Below are 20383 nucleotides of genomic sequence, written 5' to 3'. Positions count from 1 at the left end.
CCGATTCAACGCGGTGACGCGGTTGGCCTCTCGTCATTAGCTATAATGACGGCGTCGCGGAACCCCTTCGATGCGGCATAGGTGACACCAGCGCGCGCATCCGCCGCTGTGGTATAGGGACCATAGCCGACACGCCACAGCGATCCGGTCAGGATGGCCTTCGCACCGATACGTTCGGCCAGTGCTTCCGCCCGATCTTTCGCCGCAAAAGACGCGATCTGCACCGTATAGAAGCCTTTGGCAGGCAGCGTTTGCGGAGCGGCCCAAACACGTGGCGCGATGGCAGGTAATCCAGCGGATTCCTGCATGGCCGCGAGTTCAACCCCTCGCACACTTGGCCTCTCCGCCACACGCCTGCCCGATCTCAGCACCGCGCGCTCGGCCTCCGGCGGATCGACCCGTCGGACACGGACGGCTGTTGCGCCTCCGCCTAATATGCCCAATTGCTCGGCAGCGCCGCGGGACAAATCGATTTCACGCGCCTGCGTGAACGGCCCACGGTCGTTGATACGCAGCAATATCGTTCTGCCGGTCGAGAGAGCCGTGACTTCGACGTAGCTTGGCAGCGGCAGGGTGCGATGGGCGGCGCTGATGGCAGAGGGTTCGAACCTCTCACCATTGGCTGTGCGGTTGCCATTCAATTCCTCGCCATACCAACTGGCAAGGCCGACCGCCTGATAATTGCGAACATCTGACGGCGTGTAGGTCACGCCAGCTATCGTGTACGGCGCGCCGATCTTGACCGGCAGATCGGCGACTTGCGAGCCAGTCCGTCCAGGCGATCCGGCCCGGAACCTACCGTCGCGCTGACCATCGATCATGCCGCAGGAACCGAGCATCACCATCAGCGCCGCGCTTGTGATGAAGAGCCTAACCCGCGACAGCATCCGCAAGCAATCCGACGGACAGCGCATAGAAGTTCGAGCAGTTGTAATCGAGGATCACCCGATAATTACCGGTCAGGAGGTACGCTGTGCGGCCAGGGCCATCAGGTTCGATCAACGTTGCCAACTCGCTGTCAGCAAGCATGGCCGGACCTTGCGCGATTACGCCGCGCCTGCGCCACTCGGCCATTGTGAGCCAGCGGCTATGGCGCTCCATGACACGCGGACAGCGTGGCGCGTTGGTGCGGTTCGTAATACTGGCGCGGTCGAAATCCGCTGGGACAGAGGCCGCGACTCCCCATGGCGTCCCTTTCCGCCATCCTGCATCCACGAAGTAGTTGGCGATCGAAGCAAGGGCATCGGCTTCGCTGGACCAGATGTTCGCGCGGCCGTCGCCGTCGCCATCCTTCGCCACGCGCAAGTAGACGGATGGAAGGAACTGGGGATAGCCAGTTGCCCCGGCCCAACTTCCAACAAGTTGCGAGCGTGGAACGCCATTATCCAGCATCTTGAGCGTGGCGAGAAATTCCGGCTCGAACAGACTCCGTCGGCGCCCCTCATAGGCTAGGGTCGCGAGCGAGCGCAGCAGATCGAAGTCGCCTGTATAGGAGCCATAGTTCGTTTCATGCCCGTAGATCGCGACCATGATCGCCTCGGGCACACCGGTTTGCTGTTCGATTCGAGAAAGCCGACCACGATTGTTCTGATAGGCAATCCTGCCCCGATTGATCCTCGCGGCGTCGACATGCTGACGGCGATAAGGCTCGAAGGCAGGAATAGAGGTGCCAGAACCGGGAAGGCCGCCGGGCTGAGCTTGGTCCAGTTCAACTACACGGGGGTTAGGCGTGAGAGTGGGAAAGACGTTGCCCATTGTGGCATCGCTGATGCCCATAGCGCGAGCCTTGGGGCGCAAAGTCTCCAGATAGGACTGGAAACCCGTGTCAGTCTGCGCCGAAGCGGGCGGCGCGATGGCTATTTCCGGCCACATCGCGCTCGTTATGAGCGCTGCGGCGAGAATGGCGGATCGTATCATGGACATCCCCTTGTCGCTGAACGCCTTTGTCGCACAGTATGCGACAAGCGTGAATCCCTTATTTACGACCCTTGATCCACTCATTGAAAGATTTGGCTTGGATTTGCCGGAAGGGTCGATATTTAGCGCGAAGTCGACGGGTTACCGATAGGCTTCAGGACAATGGTTCGGAAGCCTATGCCGGAAGGGTGGCAGAGTGGTCGATTGCAGCGGTCTTGAAAACCGCCGATGTGCAAGCATCCGTGGGTTCGAATCCCACCCCTTCCGCCAATCGTTTGAGTGCCCTACGCTGCACCCTTGAAAGCAGTAGCAATACCTACCCTAGTAAAACCATGTGGCTCAAAGTCCTGAGTTTGGTCATATCGCGCTGCGTACGGCGGGAAAGGCCCATGAAATGACGAGGAAGTTGACGCATCTTGAGCGTCTCGAGGCGGAGAGTATCCACATCTTGCGGGAGGTCGTCGCGGAAGCGGACCGCCCGGTGATGCTGTACAGCGTGGGCAAGGACAGCGCCGTGATGCTGCATCTGGCGAAGAAGGCCTTCTACCCCTCGCCCCCACCCTTCCCGCTGCTGCATGTCGATACCACGTGGAAGTTTCGCGACATGTATGCGCTGCGCGAGAAGGCCGCGCGCGACGCGGGGATGGAGTTGTTAGTCTATCAAAACCCCGAAGCGCTGGAACGCGGGATCAACCCGTTCGATCACGGCGCGCTGCATACCGACATGTGGAAGACCGAAGGGTTGAAGCAGGCGCTTGATAAGTACGGCTTTGATGCAGCATTTGGCGGCGCTCGGCGCGACGAGGAGAAGTCTCGCGCCAAGGAGCGCATCTTCTCTTTCCGCACGGCATCGCATCGCTGGGATCCCAAGGCGCAACGGCCGGAACTCTGGCACCTCTACAACGCGCGCAAGGCCAAGGGCGAGAGTATGCGGGTGTTCCCGATCTCCAATTGGACCGAGTTGGATATCTGGCAGTATATCCATTTGGAGGGCATTGAGATCGTGCCGCTCTATTTCTCCGCGCCCCGTCCGACTGTCGAGCGGGACGGCATGTTGCTGATGGTCGATGACGATCGCTTCCCACTTGCTCCCGGCGAAGTGCCGGTAGAGCGATCGATCCGCTTCCGCACGCTCGGCTGTTATCCGCTGACCGGCGCCGTGGAGAGCGATGCCAAGACGTTACCGGAAGTCATTCAGGAGATGCTGTTGACGACGACATCGGAAAGGCAGGGGCGCGCCATCGACAAGGATTCCGGCGGCGCGGGCATGGAGAAGAAAAAGCAGGAGGGGTATTTCTGATGAACGATATGGTCACCGAAGCGCCCGAACCTGTTTATGAAGTTGACGCATTAATCGCGCAGGACATCGACGCCTATCTCGACGTGCACCAGCACAAAACGATGCTACGCTTCATCACCTGCGGGTCGGTGGACGACGGAAAATCGACGCTGATCGGCAGGCTGCTGTACGACAGCAAGATGATCTTCGAGGATCAACTGGAGGCGCTTCAGGCAGACAGCAAACGCGTCGGCACGCAGGGTCAGGAGATCGACTTCGCGCTGCTGGTTGACGGTCTCGCCGCCGAGCGCGAGCAAGGTATCACCATCGATGTCGCCTATCGCTTCTTCGCGACAGAAAAGCGCAAATTCATCGTCGCCGACACGCCGGGGCACGAGCAATATACGCGCAATATGGTGACAGGCGCATCCACGGCCGACCTCGCCGTCATCCTGATCGACGCGCGCAAAGGCGTGCTGACGCAGACCAAGCGGCACAGCTTTCTGGCGCATCTGATCGGCATTCGGAACATCGTCCTTGCCGTCAACAAGATGGATCTGGTCGACTACGATCAGGCCACGTACGAGGCGATCCTTGCCGACTACACAAGCTTTGCGCAGTCGATCGGCATCAGCGCCTTCACGGCGATGCCGATCTCAGGGTTCAAGGGCGACAACATCACCACCCCCTCCCCCAACATGCCGTGGTATACTGGACCGGCACTGATGCAGCATCTGGAGAGCGTCGAAGTCGATGTCACCAGCGATGCGCAGAAGCCTTTTCGCATGGCTGTGCAATGGGTTAATCGTCCGAACCTCGACTTTCGCGGTTTTTCGGGGCTGATCGCCAGCGGATCGATTCGGCCAGGTGATGCGGTGCGAGTGCTGCCATCGGGCAAGACTTCGACCGTCAAGAACATAGTCACCTTTGGCGGAAATCTGGACCAGGCCGTGGCGGGCCAGTCAGTCACGCTCACCTTCGCCGACGAGATCGATTGCAGCCGCGGCGACGTGATTGCCGCCGCCGACAGCCCGCCGCAGGTCGCCGACCAGTTCGAGGCGACGATCGTGTGGATGGACGAAGCGGAAATGCTGCCGGGACGACCTTACTGGCTGAAGATCGGTACGCAGATGGTCACTGCCACCATCCAGCAGCCGAAATATCAAGTCAACGTCAACACGATGGAGCATCTGGCGGCCAAGACGCTGGAGTTGAACGCAATCGGCGTCGCCAATCTCTCTACCGACCGGGCAATCCCCTTCGAGCCCTATGCCGACAATCGCGATCTTGGTGGATTCATCCTGATCGACAAGATGAGCAACGCCACAGTTGCGGCGGGAATGATCCACTTCTCGCTGCGCCGCGCGGACAATGTGCACTGGCAGGCGACCGACGTGACGCGCGAGCATCACGCGGCGCTCAAGAACCAGAAGCCCGCCGTACTGTGGCTGACGGGCCTGTCGGGGGCAGGCAAATCCACCATCGCGAACCTTGTCGAGAAGAAGCTGGCGCGGATGAACCGCCACACCTTCCTGCTCGATGGCGACAATGTGCGGCACGGCCTTAACAAGGATCTGGGTTTTACCGATGCCGGCCGGGTGGAGAACATCCGTCGCGTCGGCGAAGTCGCCAAACTGATGACCGACGCTGGGCTGATTGTCATCACCGCCTTCATCTCGCCCTTCCGCGCCGAGCGTGAAATGGTGCGTCAGATGATGCAGCCCGGGGAGTTCATCGAGGTCCACATCGACACCAGCCTTGCCGAGGCAGAGAAGCGCGACGTCAAGGGCCTCTACAAAAAGGCGCGCGAGGGCAGCCTCAAGAACTTCACCGGCATCGACAGTCCTTATGAAGCGCCCGAAGATCCCGAGATTCGTATCGACACTAGCGCCATGACGGCAGAGCAAGCGGCTGATGCCATCGTTGCAAGGCTTATCCCATGAGCATGACCGATGCCGAGCTTGCCGCCCATCTGGCGGAGACCGCCGGACGCATACTGCTCGAAGTGCGCGCGTCAGGTGTATTCAGCCCAAAGGCACTGGGCAAGGCGGGCGACCAGACTGCCAATCAGTTTCTGGTCGCGGCGATTCGAGAATCGCGGCCGGACGACGGGCTGCTGTCCGAGGAGATGAAGTGCGACGGCACGCGGCTTTCCAAGTCGCGGGTGTGGATAATCGATCCGGTCGACGGCACGCGGGAATATGGCGAGGCGCGTGCCGATTGGGCCGTGCATGTGGCGCTGGCCATCGACGGCGTGCCGGTGACTGGCGCCGTAGCGCTGCCGGGACTGGAGGGCGGCATTGTCCTGCGAAGCGACCAAGTCAACGCTGTGCCCCCCGCCCCAGACACTCTGCGCATGGTGGTTTCCCGCACGCGCCCCGCCGCAGAGGCGCTGGCAGTAGCGGAGAAACTAGGCGCGGAACTGATCCCCATGGGATCGGCAGGCGCAAAGGCAATGGCCGTTGTTCGTGGCGAGGCGGACATTTACCTCCACACCGGCGGGCAATATGAATGGGATAGCTGCGCCCCCGCCGCCGTCGCTCTGGCTTACGGCCTTCATGTATCGCGCGTCGATGGCACGCCGCTCCTTTACAACCAGCCGGACGTCTACATGCCAGACCTGCTGATATGCAGGAAGGATGTCGCGGACAAGGTACTAAACCTCGTGCGCGAACTTGCCGGGAAAATGGTCAACTAAAGCCGATTACACCTGCCTCAGCCACTGGCCCGGTGCTTCCACGGACGATCATCTCATGCGCAAGTGTCAAGTGAGACTTGGCGTTGTCGCTATCCTGGCGGAAATGGGGATTGACCAGTATATCAACCGCTGCGGCGGCCATCTCGGCCTTCGGCTGGCGAATAGTCGTCAACTGCGGCCAGGCAGCACGCGAGGATGCCGCATCGTCGAAGCCGCAGATCGACAGCGCCTCCGGCACGAAGATGCCCAGCTTCATCGCGGTGATTAGAACGCCAAGCGCCATGTCGTCATTGGCGGCGAAAATCGCGGTGGGACGCACATCCACTTGCAATATGCGCTCGCCCAGTTCCAGACCTGATCGGAAACTGAAGTCGCCCCGCATGACCACGCTTTCGTCCACCGTGATCCCGGCACCGGCCATTGCCTCGCGAAACCCTTCTTCCCGCCGCGCGGACGCGCTGTGTGTCGAAGGCCCCTGCACGAACCCGATGTGTTTATGGCCAAGCCCGATCAGATAATCAGTCATCTCCCGCGCCGCGCCGCGGTCGTCCATCCGTACCGTGCCGGTGGCGGCCGAGGCGACGCTTGGCGCGACCAGCACGAGCGGAAGGCTCGCCTCGAAGAATATGTCTGTAAGTGCGGCTTCGTCGCAGATGGGTGGCGCTATGATCGCACCGTCCAGTCGCAGGGCCGCAATGCTGCTTCGTACCTGATCCGCCCAGTGCGTTCCGTTGAGGTCCACCGGCTCGATAACGAGATGATAGCTGCGTTCGCGACAGCGCAATAGTGCGCCGTGCTGCACGTCGGCGGCGTAGCCTGACACCGGATCATCGATGAACAGACCGAGCAGATAAGAGCGCGAACTGGACAGACTGCGCGCAAAGGCGTTGGGCCTGTAGTCGAGTTCCGCCACGACCCTCTCCACGACCTCGCGGACTTCCGGACGGACATGCGCTTCCCCATTGATGACTCGCGAAACCGTCTTTGGCGAGACGCCAGCCTGCGCGGCTACATCCTTGATCGTCACGACCTTCATGCGGCAGTTTCCTTAGGTGTCATGCACATCGCGGCGAACAGCGCGATACCGGCGTAGCAGATGGCGGGCAGCAAGAGGGCGAGCAACAAGCCTGCCGCATCAGCGACGGCGCCCGTCAGCATAGGGATGATAGCGCCGCCGACTACCGCCATGCATAGCCACATAGAGGCAAGCGGCGCCATGCGGCTGTCCTGCGGCATCGCTAACGCGTAGATCGTCGGGTACATGATGGCATTGCACATCCCGACTGCGATAAGCGCAGCAGATCCCGCCAAGCCCGACAGCAGCACCGCAGCGACAGTCAGCGCCAGCGCCATCAGCGCTGCGAAAAGCAGCAGGCGCGCTTCCGAAATACGCGTCATAGCCCACGCGCCGGCAAATCGGCCCAGCATTGCGCCGGCCCAGTAAAGGCTGACCAGCCGCCCGGCCGTGACGGGCTCGACGCCGAGCCTTTCCGGCAGCATGAGGACGTTGGTCAGTAGCGTTCCGATCGTCACCTCCGCACCTACGTAGACGAAGATCGCGAAAATCCCCCAAATCAGGCGCCGGTCGCGCAGAACGCTCGTCATTCCCTTCGTCCAGGATACGGGCGGCATTTCCCTCTTGTTCGGCAGCAGGGTTCGGTGGCTGAAATAAACTATCGAAAGCACAGAGAGGATCGCACCCGAAGCCACGAACGGCAGCGAGGCGGTCACAGCGACGGTGTCTCCCGGAGACAAATTTGCCAATAGATATGGTGCAGTGAGCAACGGCCCCAATACCGTACCGAGCGAGTTAAACCCCTGGAGCAAGGTCAGGCGGGCGGCCGAACCGCGCGAAGGCCCGATAACCGTGACCACCGTATTGGCCGCAATCTGCAATATGGTCTGGCCGCCGGAAAGCAACAAAAGCGATCCGAGCACCAGCACGAAGTCGCGCAGCCCCTGGGCAACAGCCAGCGCAAGGCACCCTGCGGCCATAACGGCAAGGCCCATGAAGATGGCACGCATATAGCCGATGCGTACGACTGCCACGGCTGCGGGTAATGCGAACAGTAAATAACTGCTGTGAAAGGCAATTTGAATGAGCAGCGCACCCTTGTAGTCGAGCACCAACAGCAGCTTCAGTTGCGGCACCAGCAAACTGACGCTCGCACTTAAGAAGCCACCAATGAAGAACACCCCAATGGAGAGCCAGAACAGCCGTTTTGCAACGAATTCCGTAGCGTCGGATGACCTTTGAGTTTCTTTGGGGAGCGTGACCACGGACATTGCAAACGGTCTATATGCCGTAATGAAGGCTAAGGGAACGGCATCAGAAACATAGTATGACATCGATGTCAAAGATCAGTTGACATCGATGTCATAAAGTCGTTTTAAGGCATCACAACACAATTCCTTTTGGGAGGATGACTATGACGAGGCAAGCACTCGTCGCGAGCACGGCGCTCGCGGCTTGCTTATTTTCTGTTTCTATCGCCAAGGCGCAGGAAACTGCTCCGCAGGCTGCGTCCAACAACGATAGTGGCGATATCATCGTCACGGCAACGCGCCGCGAGACCAGCCTGCAATCGACGCCTATCGCTGTTTCCGCGTTCAGCCAGGAAACGCTTGATCGGCAGCAGGTGAAGGACGTTACCGATCTCGCCCGTTTCGTGCCCTCCCTCCAGTTCAATCAGCAGGGCGATCAGTCGGCAGTCCTCTTGACGTTGCGCGGCATCGGCAACGACAGCGCCTATACCGAAGTCGCCGACCCCGAAGTCGCCATCTATATCGATGGCATCTATTCGCCGCGCTCGCAGGGTGCTTCGGTGCTGATGTACGACATGGAGCGCGTTGAAGTGCTACGCGGTCCGCAGGGTACGCTGTTCGGCCGCAACGCTACCGTGGGTGCGCTTAGCCTGATCTCTGCAAAGCCCAAGCTCGGCGTGTTCGACGGCAATGTCGAACTCACCGCCGGTAACTATGATCGCTTCGGCGTTCGCGGGGCGATCAACATCCCCGTCACCGACACGCTGGCCTTCCGCGTCGCCTTCGTCAGCGATCGTCATGATGGCTATGCCGACTTCCAGCCGGCACCGAATATCCCAGGTATCAACAAGTCGGCGTTCGTCACCACCGGTAAGAAATACTATGCCGCCGACCAGCAGTCCGGCCGCGTCAGCATGCTGTGGAAGCCAAGTGATCGCTTTAGCTGGGATCTTTCGGCGGAAGGCTTCCTCGACAATGGCGCTCCGGTAATCGGCCTGTTGCAGGCGCCGCGCCCAGGCACAAAGCGCTGGTCGACGCTGAGCGATACCGCGCCGGACACCGACCGCTACTCGGTCGCCGTTCGCAGCGCGATGAATTACGACATCACCGATGGCATTCAGTTGAGCTACATCGCTGGCTGGTCGCGGATCGGCGGCAGCACGCGCACCGATGCCGACGCGGGTGCCCTGCCCCCCACGGGCCAAGTCGATGCGGACGGCAACGACCTTCCCTTGGGCGCATTCAACGAGAACCGTACCCTCTCGTCGCGCTATGACTTCCAGAGCCATGAAGTTCAGTTGAAGTCGACTGGCGACAACGCAATCGATTGGATCTTGGGCGCCTATTACAGCCACGAGAAGAACAAAATCCGCTTCGATATCGATCAGCGCAACGGCTATCGCGATGGCACGTTCAGCTGGGCGGGCAGCTTCATTCAGGCCAACCGCCAGATCGACTCACGCGCTGTGTTCGGTCAGGCCGTATGGCACGCGACCGACTGGCTCCGCCTGACGGGGGGCTTGCGCTATACGAAGGATAAGAAAGAAGACATCGGCGGTCGCAACGTGACGTTCAGCGGAGCTGGTTGCACGCCTGCGCAGTCGGCACCCGGCGGCATATGCCAGGGCGGCATCTTCGGCGCATTCCCCGACGCGACAGCGGCAGAACTCGTAACGCTCCTCCCCGGCTTCGGCATCTCGAACAACGACGTCAAGGGCAAGTGGGACAAGCTGACCTACCTCGCCCGCGTCGATGCGGACGTTGCTCCGGGCACCCTGGCTTATGCAAGTCTCTCGACTGGGTTCAAGTCGGGCAACATTCAGGATAACGCTGGTCTCACCGACCCGGAAACGCTGACCAACTATGAAGTGGGTCTGAAAACGCGGTTCCTTGATCGTCGCGTGACCTTAAACCTCGCCGCCTATTATTCGGACTTCAAGGGCTATCAGGTCAACCAGGCGGTCACCTTCCGCGATGCCGCTGGCAATGTGGTGCGCAGCCAGATCGTCACGCAGAATGCAGAGGGTGCGAAAGCCTATGGCCTTGAGGCTGAGCTGAACGCCAATCTGACGGACAATGACCGCCTCCAATTCTCCGGCACGATCCAGAAGACCAAGCTGGAGGATTTGGAGAGTGTCGACGGACGGCTATATGACGGCGGCAAGGCGTCTTCGGTCGCCCAGCTTAAGGGCAATGAGTTGGCACATGCGCCGCGCTTCTCCGCGACGGTCAGCTACGAGCATGACTTCGAACTCGCCAGCGGAGCGACGATCACTCCGCGCTTCACAACGCATTATGAGACGAAGAGCTGGCTCAGTTACTTCAACGGCGACAGCAACCCGTTCGTGAGCGCCAACCTTCCGGCAGATAATATGCCAAACCGTGGCACCAATGGCACGGATTGGGATCGCCAGAAGGCCTACTTCCGGTCGGACGCGTCCATCCGCTTCTCCCCGGCAGATGGGAAATATTCGGTCGAGGCGTTCGTCCAGAATATCGAGAACAACAAGATCCGGACTGGTGCAGGCGCGTTTGGCGCGCCGCGTTACGAGCCGGTGTTCCTGTCGAACCTTCAGCCCCCGCGCACCTGGGGCGTCCGCGCCCGCGCGAACTTCTGAAGGACAAGTTGATGACGACCGACACTCCCTCCCCTGGTCGAGCCGTCATTCTGGGCGGCGGCACGGCCGGATGGCTGGCCGCCGCCTATCTTTCTCGCACACTGAAGATGTCCAATGTCACGCTGGTCGAATCCAGCGAGATCGGCATCATCGGCGTGGGGGAAGGCACATTCCCCACCATTCGCTCGACGCTCGCCAATCTTGGCATCAGCGAGGCGGAATTTCTCGTCCGCGCGAATGCCACCTTCAAGCAAGGCGTGCTGTTCGAAGGCTGGGCGGACGGAAGCGACAGCTATTTTCATCCGTTCAATCTGCCGATCGGCGGCGAGGATGAAGCGCTGCTGCCGCACTGGATTGCTGACACAAACCCAACTCGCCCGTCGTGGGCCGATGCTGTCACTGTGCAGGAGCAAGTGATCCGCGCTGGCCGCGCACCAAAGCGACCGGATGATCCGGATTTCTCCGGACCGATGAATTACGCCTATCATTTCGACGCGGCGCGATTTGCGGATTATCTTCGCGATATCTCCGTGGCGGCCGGAGTCCAGCGTGTGGAAGGCACGGTCGCAACGGTCGAGCGGCAGGGAAATGGCGATATCGCCGCACTGCTGCTGATCGATGAGCAAAGGATCGAAGGCGACTTTTTCCTCGATTGCTCCGGGTTCGGCGCGCTGTTGATCGGGCGGACGCTGGGGGCAGAATTTACGTCTTGCGGCGACACGCTGTTCAATGATCGCGCGCTGGCGATGCAGGTGCCTTATGCCCGCCCTGACACGCCGGTGCGGCCCTATACGCTGGCGACCGCGCATGACGCAGGATGGACGTGGGACATCGGCCTGACCGAACGGCGCGGCATAGGCTATGTTTATTCGAGCCGCCATTGTTCGGACGATGAAGCGGAGGCGACCTTGCGCCGCTACGTCGGCAAGGATGGCGATGCGCTGACGCCGCGCCAACTGCGTTTCGCGACCGGCTATCGGGAGCGGCAGTGGATCGGAAATTGCGTGGCGGTCGGCCTCTCCGCCGGGTTCTTCGAACCTTTGGAATCCACCGGTATCATGCTGATCGAAAGCGCGCTGCGGATGATCGGGGATTTCCTTGTACCGGGCGACCGCGCGCTGCTGGATGCCGCAGCGCGCAGCTTCAACCGATCGATGGCGGGACGGTTCGAGCGGATCGTCCACTTCCTGAAACTGCATTATTGCATCACGCGCCGCACGGACACGGCTTACTGGCGGGACAATGCCGACCCGGCCACGATCCCCGAAGCCTTGCGCGACATGCTGGCGCAGTGGCGCAGCAGGCCGCCGTCGCGCTTCGACTTTATCGTCGACTTGGAGACGTTCCTGCCTCCGAGCTATCACTACATCCTCTACGGCATGGGATTCCAGACCAAGCTGGCAGCGGGTGCCGCGCGCTATCCCGGCGCAGCGGATGCACGTGAGGCGTTCGCCCGAGTGAAAGCCGCCTCTGCGGGGGCCGTCGCTCATTTGCCCGATCATCGCGCGCTGCTGAACCGGTTTCATGCAGACTCCTCTCACAAAACAATCGCGAGCCTGCAATCTCGATGAGAATACCCAAGTTTCACCTTTTGCTTGTCGGCATGTTGCTCGGCACATGCCTGGCCGCCCCGGCTCCTGAGATCGCACGATTTCCGCCGAAGCGCGTGCCGCCGATCTGGTGTCGGTGATGACGTTGCAGGAAAAGGTGACGATCATTCACGGCTCTTTCCCTCCGCTGGCCAAGCCTGTGCCATCCGTCAGCATGATCCCTTCTGGGCGGCGCGATCCTGCCGCCTCTCGCCGGGTGAATATCGGGCGTATCGAACCTGCGTGCAGCGCTGATCTTGCCTGTGATCGTTTATGCTCCGATCTTGGTGTTCAGTCTTTTCGCGACCAAGCCACCCGACTGGCCACTGGCCCTACCATCGTCTGATGCCAGCATGACGGCCTCGATCCATCAGACCGAGCATCTCCTTTTCACGGTGCTCCTCCAGTTGATCGTCATGATCGGGGCTGCCCGGCTGATGCACGGCCTGTTTCGCAAAATAGGTCAACCCGGCGTCGTCGGTGAGATCGTTGCAGGGCTACTCCTCGGCCCGTCCCTTTTCGGTCATCTGTTCCCGCAAGCATCGTTGACGCTCTTCGGATCGCGGCCGGAGCCGTCCATAACCGTCCTTAGTCAGATCGGGCTCATCCTGCTGATGTTTCAGATCGGCAGCGAATTCGAATTTGGGCGGCTCCGCGTTCCGCGCCTGCGGAACACCACCTTGTTCGTCGCCGCGACATCGATCCTGGCGCCGCTGGCCATCGGCGTGGCGATAGGTCGTCTGTCCGCCGCGACGTTGGCGCCCGGTATCGACCCGCTTGTCTACAGTTTGTTCTGCGGCGTAGCCGTTGCGATCACCGCCGTACCGATCCTGGGCCGCATCCTCAGCGAATATGGGATGATGCGTACCGATGTCGGCATCATCGCTATTTCCGCTGCGGCGATAAACGATGTCGTGGGGTGGGTGCTGCTCGCCTGCATTTCGGCGTTTGCCACCGCGCAGTTGTCCGGGGCGTATCTGCTACTCCACCTCGGCGGGCTGTTGCTGTTCGTGACGGCGCTTCGTTTTGTCGGCGTGCCTCTGGCAGAGTGGCTGGTTGCGCGCTTCCCCATAGTAGATGGCAGGCTGCAGCCGAACCTGATCGCGATCCTCCTGGCGATCATGTTCGCGCTCGCAATTTGCACTTACTCCCTTGGTATCTTCGCTATCTTCGGCGGTTTTGCCGCTGGCCTGCTGTTTCATAAGCATCGCGCGCTTGTGGATGCCTGGCACCATCAAGTCGGGCAGTTCGTGCTTGTCTTCTTCCTGCCGATTTTCTTCACCTTCACAGGCCTGCGCACCGATCTCCTCGGGTTAACCAGCGCTACCGAACTGCAATGGCTCGCCATCGTCTGTGTCCTTGCCATCGTCGCAAAGATAGTGCCGGTCTATCTCGCTGGTCGCGCAAATGGCTTGCCTCATCACGACAGCATGTTGCTCGGCACCTTGATGAATACGCGGGCGCTGATGGAACTGATCGTTCTTAACATTGGCTACGATTTGGGCTTCCTGCCGAAGTCGATGTTCACCATCCTTGTCGTGATGGCCGTCGTTACGACAGTCATGACCGGCCCCATCCTGCGCGTCCTGCGCACAACCTCCAATTTCACACTCAGACGAGCCGATGCCGAAGCAGGCCAGGCCTAGGAGACGATATGAGCCAATTTTCTTCCCGCACATCGCTGTTCGCTATGGCCGCGATGCTGATCTCCGCCCCGGTCGTGGCGCAAGCGCCCGAACTTTCGCCTGTCGCGCATCCAGAGCTATGGCCCGCCTTGAAGGCACAGCCGCAGCGGGATGCCAAAGTGGAGAAGCGGATCGACGCCTTGCTGAAGGCTATGTCGATAGAGGACAAGGTTGGGCAGATCATTCAAGTCGATATCGGCTCCATAAAGCCCGCCGATGTCGTCACCTACAAGATCGGCTCGGTCCTGAACGGCGGTAATTCCGGCCCCTATGACGATGAATATGCATCGCCCGCCAAATGGCTGAAGCTGGCCGACGAGTTCTATGATGCATCTATGGCTCGCGCTGACAAAGCGCCCAAGATACCGATCATCTGGGGCACCGATTCCGTCCACGGTAACAACAATATCGTCGGCGCGACGCTCTTCCCCCACAATATCGGCTTGGGCGCCGCCCGCAACCGCGACCTGATCCGCAAGATCGGCGAAGCGACGGCACTGGAGACCGCAGCAGCGGGGCTCGACTGGACCTTCGCGCCGACATTGGCCGTAGTGCAGGACGACCGCTGGGGCCGCACCTATGAGAGCTATTCGGAGGAGCCGCAGATCGCCGCCGACTATGCGGGCGCAATGATCGAGGGCGTGCAAGGCAAAGTCGGCACCCGCGATTTCCTAAGCCCCACGCACCTGATCGCCACCACCAAGCACTTCCTCGGCGACGGCGGCACCGGCGGTCGCGATCAGGGCGACACGCGCGTTTCCGAACAGGTACTGCGCGACGTGCATTTGGGCGGCTATCCGGCTGCTATCGAGGCCGGTACGCAATCGGTCATGGCCAGCTTCTCAAGCTGGAACGGCGAGAAGATGAGCGGCAACAAGAGCTTGCTCACGGATGTACTGAAGGATCGCATGGGTTTCGATGGCTTCGTGATCGGCGACTGGAACAGTCATGGTCAGGTTAAGGGCTGCTCCAACGAGGACTGCCCGCAGGCGATCAATGCTGGGCTGGACATGTTCATGTATTCCGGTCCCGGCTGGAAGCAGCTTTACGATAACACGCTGAATGAAGCGAAAAGCGGCGTCATTTCGGCGGCTCGGCTGGATGACGCGGTGCGCCGTATTTTAAGGGTCAAGCTGCGTTCAGGCACGTTCGATCGTGGACGCCCCTCGTCCCGCGATGCGGCAGGTAAGTTCGATGTCATCGCCTCCCCCGCTCATCGCGCGCTTGCGAGGCAGGCGGTGCGTGAATCGATGGTTCTGCTGAAGAACGAAGGTGTGCTGCCGTTGAAGCCCAGCGCCAATATTCTTGTCGCGGGAGCAGCAGCGGACAGCATCAGCCAGCCGGCAGGCGGCTGGTCGATAACCTGGCAAGGCGCTGATCTGCCCAACAGCGCCTTTCCGAATGCGCAGTCGATCTGGAAGGGGATCGAGGAAACGGTTAAGGCATCGGGCGGCACTGCCAGCTACGCGCCAGACGGCAAGTTCACGAAAAAGCCAGACGCCGCCATCGTCGTCTTCGGCGAAAAGCCTTACGCCGAATTCAAGGGCGACGTTCCCAATCTAGAATACAGCCCCGGCGACAAAGCCGACCTTGCGATGCTCAAGTCACTAAAGGCGGCAGGCATCCCGGTGGTCGCCGTATTCCTGTCGGGCCGCCCGTTATGGGTGAACGCGGAAATGAACGCGTCGGATGCCTTCGTCGCGGCGTTCCTGCCGGGTAGCGAAGGCGGCGGCGTCGCGGACGTGCTGTTCACAAAGCAGGATGGCTCAGTGAACCATGATTTCAAGGGGAAGCTCAGCTTTTCCTGGCCCAAGCGGCCCGACCAGTATGTGCTTAATCGCCGCGATCCGGGTTATGATCCGCTGTTCGCGTTCGGATATGGTCTGAGCTACGCAGCGCCAGGCAAGGTTGGCCGCCTGGACGAAAACCGGCCCGCAGGCATGGCCGAGGCCACGACGGGCATCTTTTACGGACAGGGCAGAACGCCGCCCGGCTGGGCCTTCGAGACGCAAACCGTCATGCAATCGGGTATAGACCGCCGGGCGCAGGAAGACGCGCGCCGCTTCGTCTGGAGCGGCAAGGGCAGCGGCCATATTGCCATCACCGCGCCCCGCGCGATTGACCTTTCGCGTGAGAGCAATGGCGAAATCAGTCTGGTTATCGAATATCGCCTGGCTGCGAAGCCAGCGGGTACGGTGAAGGTCGGTCTTGCCAACAACGACAAGACGAGCTTTGTCCCGATCGACAAAGCTTTGGGCGCGGCACAGCCGGGGCAATGGTCGCGATTGGCAATCCCGCTGCAATGTTTTGCCGCAAGGGGTGCCGATATGCGCGCCATCACCGCACCCTTCTTTGTCGAAGCGAACGGTGCGCTTGATCTCGCGATCTCGGACGTCAAGTTGGATTATGTGAGTATGCCCATGAACCAGTGCGGCTAAGGCATTTGCTGCCTCAGCCGCTGTAGTTCAGTACTCCATAATCAGGCGGGGCTGCTCACCAACACGTGCGGTCCGATGGGGAAATGGCGCGGGCGTATGCCGGTCGCGTGCCAATAGGCATTTGCGACCGCTCCACCTGTCCCAGTGACACCGATCTCTCCGACGCCTTTGATGCCGAGCGCGTTCACATGAGGATCGTCTTCGTGGACCATGATGCATTCGATGGCAGGCACGTCGGCATTGACCGGAATATGGTAATCACCAAGATCGGCATTCATCACACGTCCGGATCGCGCATCCACCACTGCTTCTTCGTGCAGCGCGAACGACACGCCCCAGATCATGCCGCCATAAAGCTGGCTCTGCACCATGCGCGGATTGATGATGCGGCCCGCCGCGAATGCGCCGACCACGCGCGTTGCACGCACTTGGCCTAGATCAGGATCGACCTTCACTTCGGCAAAGACCGCTCCATGGGCATGCATAGCATATTCGTTTTGGGCGGCAGCATCAGCGCGGCCCGTTCCTTTCCCCTCGATCTGGGCCTTGCCTGCCCGACGCAGGATGTCCGCATAAGGTTCGCTGATCGTCTCGTCATCTCGGCGATGCAGACGCCCGGCATGCGCGAATGTACCCGAATTGCCGGCCCCGTAGAGCGCCGAGGCGCGGTCATTGGTCGCAAGCGCCGAGAGTTGCGCGATAACATCATCGCCTGCCGCTTTTATCGCCGCACCCACAGTTGCGGTGTGTCCTGAACCGCCTGCGATTCCCGCATCAGGCAAGTCAGACGTTCCGGAACGGAACTCCGTCTGCGCCATGTCGAGAGCGAGGCTGTCGGCCGCAATCTGCGCGAAGGCGGTCCACGCCCCCTGCCCCATATCATGCGCGCCAGTCTCAACAACGCCTTGGCCATCATCCCGCAGGATTGCGCGGGCATGTCCTTCAAACATAACCACGGGGAAGGTTGCCGTGCCCATTCCCCAGCCAACCAACAGGCCATCCGCGTCACGCATCGTTCGGGGCGCAAGGCTGCGACGCTCCCAACCGAACTGCTCCGCCGCTCGCGCGTAGCACTCCCGCAGCGCTTTGGAGGAAAACGGCTTGCCGGATATCGGCTCTACCTCGGCATAGTTCGCGAGGCGAAAAGCGAGCGGGTCCATGCCGCAGGCATAAGCCGCTTCGTCTATGGCGCATTCCAGGGCGATCGATCCGCTGGCCTCTCCCGGCGCGCGCATGAAACCGGGCGTCCCCGAATGAACGCGAAGCGCTTCGTGACTGGTCGCAATGGCCGGGCTGGCATAGAGGGTGTGCGAAGCATCGGCCGACGGCTCGAAAAAGTCGTCAAATGTGCTGGAGACGGTCCGCGCATGATGCGACAAGCCAACTATCCGGCCCACCTTGTCCGCGCCGATGCGCAAGGTCTGACGCGTCGGCGCCCGGTGGCTGACCGGCCCGTACATATGTTCCCGTCGCAGGACGAGTTTGACTGGACGGCCGACCAGTTTCGCTGCGAGAATGCCAAGCACCTGCGGTCCCGCCACCAAGCCTTTCGACCCGAAGCCCCCGCCCAGATATGGGCTGCGGATGTGGATGTTCTCTGGGGCGACCCCAAACAATCCGGCGAGGCGTCCCTGCGCCAGCGCCATACCCTGACTGGGCGTGTCGATCGACAGGGAGTCGCCATCCCATGCGGCTACGATCGCATGTGGCTCCATGGCATTGTGATATTGGGTGGGCGTCTCGTAAACAGCCTCCACCAGCACTTCCGCAGTGGAGAGGCCCTCCGCCACATCACCAAGGTTGTGACTGGCGGGATTGCCGACGCCAACAGCCTGCGGCACGAACGCCTCGCTGGCATCCAGTCCTACGAGCGGCGCTTCCGCCTCATAGACCGGCGATAGCAATGCGGCGGCCTCAGTCGCGGCCTCAAGCGATGTCGCGATCACCACGGCAATAGGCTGGCGGTCGTACCGCACCCGGTCGTTTTGCAGCAGATCCATACGGAACATGAACGGGTGGGATTTTTCGTCCGGGTCCTGAGCCAACGGGGGCCTGTTCGCTGACGTCATGACGTCGACCACACCCTCGTGCGCCTTGGCCGCAGCGACATTGAGAGAAACAACTCGTCCATTCGCGATACTACTGACCGCCATGACGGCGTGCAGCAGATTTGCCGGGTGACGATCGGCGGCATAGGGAGCGCTCCCCGTCACCTTCAGCACGCCCTCACGCCGGGTCATCGGCTGTCCGATGTTAGAGCCGTGCCGCTGCTGGGTGGACATGAAACCCTGGTCGATATCAGTCATGGTGGATTTCTCCGGCTAAGGCGGCGAAGGGGGACGCCGGGAGCGCAGGCAGCCGGTCGGGCGTTCCGGCTGCGGCGCGGAGCAGCGTCCGCACTGCGATCCTGACCGCCAACGCGATCTTGTACTCGTTGTCGCCAGAAGGCGCGGCGTCGGCCAATGCGGCCTTGGCCGCACTTTCAAAAGTCGCGCGGTCAGGGGTTGCGCCAACGAGCAGCGCTTCCGCCGCTTCGGCCCGCCATGGCTTCGCTGCAAGGCCGCCGAAGGCCAGTCGCGCCCTGCTGATCTTGCCGTCCACGATAACGAGCGCCGCGGCCGCCGATACCAGCGCAAAGGCGTAAGACGTGCGCTCGCGAACCTTGATGTAGCGGGAATGCGTGCTGAAGGCTCTCGATGCATGAGGCAAGCGGATCGCCACGACCAGGTCGCCCTGCGCCAATATGGTTTCCTCCCACGGGGTCGATCCGGGAAGCCGATGAAGATCGACCAGCGGGAACTCACGGCCACCGCCTGGCCCCTCTACCTCAACAATCGCGTCCAATGCAGCAAGCGCCACACAGAAATCCGACGGATGCGTGGCGATACAGGCTTCACTCCAGCCGAGTACGGCGTGCGAGCGGTTGTCGCCACCATGCGCGTCGCAGCCGGTGTCAGGCACGCGTTTGTTGCACGCTGCCGCGGTGTCGAAGAAATATCGGCATCGGGTGCGCTGGAGCAAATTACCCCCAACTGTGGCTGCATTACGCAACTGGGGCGACGCGCCCGAGAGCAGCGCTTCGGCGACTGCCGGGAATTGAGCAGAAAACGCTGTGTCGTGCGCAAGATCAGCATTACGCACCAGCGCACCAATTCGAACGTCGCCATTGGCAAGGGTTTCGATCTGCTCGAGACCGGGCAACCTGGTGATGTCCACAATCTTCTGCGGCGTAGCGATGCCGCCCTTCATCAGGTCCAGCAGGTTGGTGCCCGCCCCGAGATAGGCCGCGCCGGGGGTGAGGCCCGCGCCGATCGCATCCGCAGCCGTCGACGGCTGCACGAATTCGAACTGGTTCATGCGATCTCTCCTGCGTCGGCGGTGACTTGCCTCCGCGCTTCCAGAACTGCTTGTGTAATCCCGATATATGCCGCGCAACGGCAGAGATTGCCGCTCATCTGTTCCCGCACGCGTTCGGGGTCATCGCCCGTCTGCGCTTCGCGGATCAAGCCGATAGCGCTCATGATCTGCCCCGGCGTGCAAAAGCCGCATTGCATCCCGTCATGTTCAATGAAGGCCCGTTGGACCGGATGAAGCGTGTCGCCCTGAGCCAGGCCCTCGATCGTCAGCACATCCGCGCCATCATGACTGATCGCGAGCGTCAGGCAGGAATTGACGCGCCGTCCGTCCACCAGGACAGTACATGCCCCGCACTGACCGCGATCACATCCTTTCTTGGTTCCAGTCAGGTGAAGCCTCTCGCGCAGCAAATCCAGCAATGTGATACGCGGATCGTCGATATCGACGATTGTTTTTGAATAGTTGATCGTCAGGCTGATCGCGGGAGTCATGACAAAGCTCCGATCTGTGCTAGCACCAAGGATGTGCCATAACCTT

The 20383-nt window shown here is 61.0% G+C and carries 14 protein-coding genes and 1 tRNA gene; 8 read left to right on the top strand and 7 right to left on the bottom strand.

Annotated features, from left to right (window positions below; translation table 11 throughout):
* Positions 1-5: 5 nt before the first annotated feature.
* Together C1T17_RS11250 and C1T17_RS11245 are read right to left on the bottom strand one after the other, a co-directional pair.
* Positions 6-887: a septal ring lytic transglycosylase RlpA family protein gene (locus C1T17_RS11250; RefSeq protein WP_223262556.1), complete on the bottom strand. Its 882-nt coding sequence runs from the start codon at positions 885-887 to the stop codon at positions 6-8.
* Positions 871-1872 (bottom strand): lytic transglycosylase domain-containing protein, encoded by a 1002-nt coding sequence (locus tag C1T17_RS11245; RefSeq protein WP_411269235.1) that lies wholly within the window; start codon positions 1870-1872, stop codon positions 871-873. The genes C1T17_RS11250 and C1T17_RS11245 overlap by 17 nt, the downstream gene beginning before the upstream one ends.
* Before the next feature lie 227 nt (positions 1873-2099).
* On the opposite strand from C1T17_RS11245, the gene C1T17_RS11240 reads away from it, so the two are divergent.
* The 4 genes from C1T17_RS11240 (at position 2100) to C1T17_RS11225 (ending at position 5894) form a co-directional block, all read left to right on the top strand.
* Positions 2100-2187 (top strand) — tRNA-Ser (locus C1T17_RS11240).
* Positions 2188-2284: 97 nt separating this feature from the next.
* Positions 2285-3217, top strand: a complete 933-nt coding sequence (gene cysD / locus C1T17_RS11235; RefSeq protein WP_262982745.1) for a sulfate adenylyltransferase subunit CysD — start codon at positions 2285-2287, stop codon at positions 3215-3217.
* 8 nt (positions 3218-3225) lie between these two features.
* A complete protein-coding gene (gene cysN, locus C1T17_RS11230) occupies positions 3226-5139 on the top strand; it encodes a sulfate adenylyltransferase subunit CysN (RefSeq protein WP_411269234.1) in 1914 nt (637 codons plus the stop codon).
* Positions 5140-5141: 2 nt separating this feature from the next.
* Positions 5142-5894 carry a 3'(2'),5'-bisphosphate nucleotidase CysQ gene (locus C1T17_RS11225; RefSeq protein ID WP_104955166.1) on the top strand — a complete coding sequence of 251 codons (753 nt, stop codon included), beginning with the start codon at positions 5142-5144 and terminating at the stop codon, positions 5892-5894.
* Here the strand turns inward: C1T17_RS11225 and C1T17_RS11220 are convergent.
* Together C1T17_RS11220 and C1T17_RS11215 are read right to left on the bottom strand one after the other, a co-directional pair.
* On the bottom strand, positions 5887-6930 hold the full coding sequence (locus C1T17_RS11220) for a LacI family DNA-binding transcriptional regulator (RefSeq protein WP_104953519.1): 1044 nt from the start codon (positions 6928-6930) through the stop codon (positions 5887-5889). The two genes, C1T17_RS11225 and C1T17_RS11220, sit on opposite strands and share 8 nt — an antisense overlap.
* Positions 6927-8180: an MFS transporter gene (locus C1T17_RS11215; protein ID WP_104953518.1), complete on the bottom strand. Its 1254-nt coding sequence runs from the start codon at positions 8178-8180 to the stop codon at positions 6927-6929. The genes C1T17_RS11220 and C1T17_RS11215 overlap by 4 nt, the downstream gene beginning before the upstream one ends.
* A gap of 143 nt (positions 8181-8323) precedes the next feature.
* Here C1T17_RS11215 and C1T17_RS11210 point away from each other — a divergent pair, with 143 nt between their 5' ends.
* From C1T17_RS11210 to C1T17_RS11195, 4 genes are all read left to right on the top strand, one after another.
* Positions 8324-10777: a TonB-dependent receptor gene (locus C1T17_RS11210; RefSeq protein WP_104953517.1), complete on the top strand. Its 2454-nt coding sequence runs from the start codon at positions 8324-8326 to the stop codon at positions 10775-10777.
* Between the two features lie 11 nt (positions 10778-10788).
* Positions 10789-12348, top strand: a complete 1560-nt coding sequence (locus tag C1T17_RS11205) for a tryptophan halogenase family protein (protein WP_104953516.1) — start codon at positions 10789-10791, stop codon at positions 12346-12348.
* A gap of 281 nt (positions 12349-12629) precedes the next feature.
* Complete coding sequence (locus C1T17_RS11200; protein WP_223262553.1) at positions 12630-14012, top strand: cation:proton antiporter; 1383 nt, start codon at positions 12630-12632, stop codon at positions 14010-14012.
* Between the two features lie 8 nt (positions 14013-14020).
* Positions 14021-16489 carry a glycoside hydrolase family 3 protein gene (locus C1T17_RS11195; protein ID WP_104953515.1) on the top strand — a complete coding sequence of 823 codons (2469 nt, stop codon included), beginning with the start codon at positions 14021-14023 and terminating at the stop codon, positions 16487-16489.
* A 41-nt stretch (positions 16490-16530) separates the two neighbouring features.
* Here C1T17_RS11195 and C1T17_RS11190 read toward each other — a convergent pair whose 3' ends face one another.
* Genes C1T17_RS11190 through C1T17_RS11180 form a run of 3 tightly spaced genes read right to left on the bottom strand, consistent with a single transcriptional unit; the run spans position 16531 to position 20337 of the window.
* Entirely contained in the window at positions 16531-18795 is a 2265-nt protein-coding gene (locus C1T17_RS11190) for a xanthine dehydrogenase family protein molybdopterin-binding subunit (RefSeq protein ID WP_104953514.1), read from the bottom strand.
* The gene (locus tag C1T17_RS11185) at positions 18788-19846 is read right to left on the bottom strand and encodes an FAD binding domain-containing protein (RefSeq protein WP_104953513.1); all 1059 of its coding nucleotides are present in this window, start codon (positions 19844-19846) and stop codon (positions 18788-18790) included. The genes C1T17_RS11190 and C1T17_RS11185 overlap by 8 nt, the downstream gene beginning before the upstream one ends.
* The gene (locus C1T17_RS11180; protein WP_104953512.1) at positions 19843-20337 is read right to left on the bottom strand and encodes a (2Fe-2S)-binding protein; all 495 of its coding nucleotides are present in this window, start codon (positions 20335-20337) and stop codon (positions 19843-19845) included. Before C1T17_RS11180 ends, C1T17_RS11185 begins: the two co-directional genes overlap by 4 nt.
* Positions 20338-20383 lie beyond the last annotated feature (46 nt).

Source organism: Sphingobium sp. SCG-1 (assembly GCF_002953135.1).
GTDB lineage: Bacteria > Pseudomonadota > Alphaproteobacteria > Sphingomonadales > Sphingomonadaceae > Sphingobium.
This window is presented reverse-complemented; position numbering and strand designations above follow the sequence as displayed.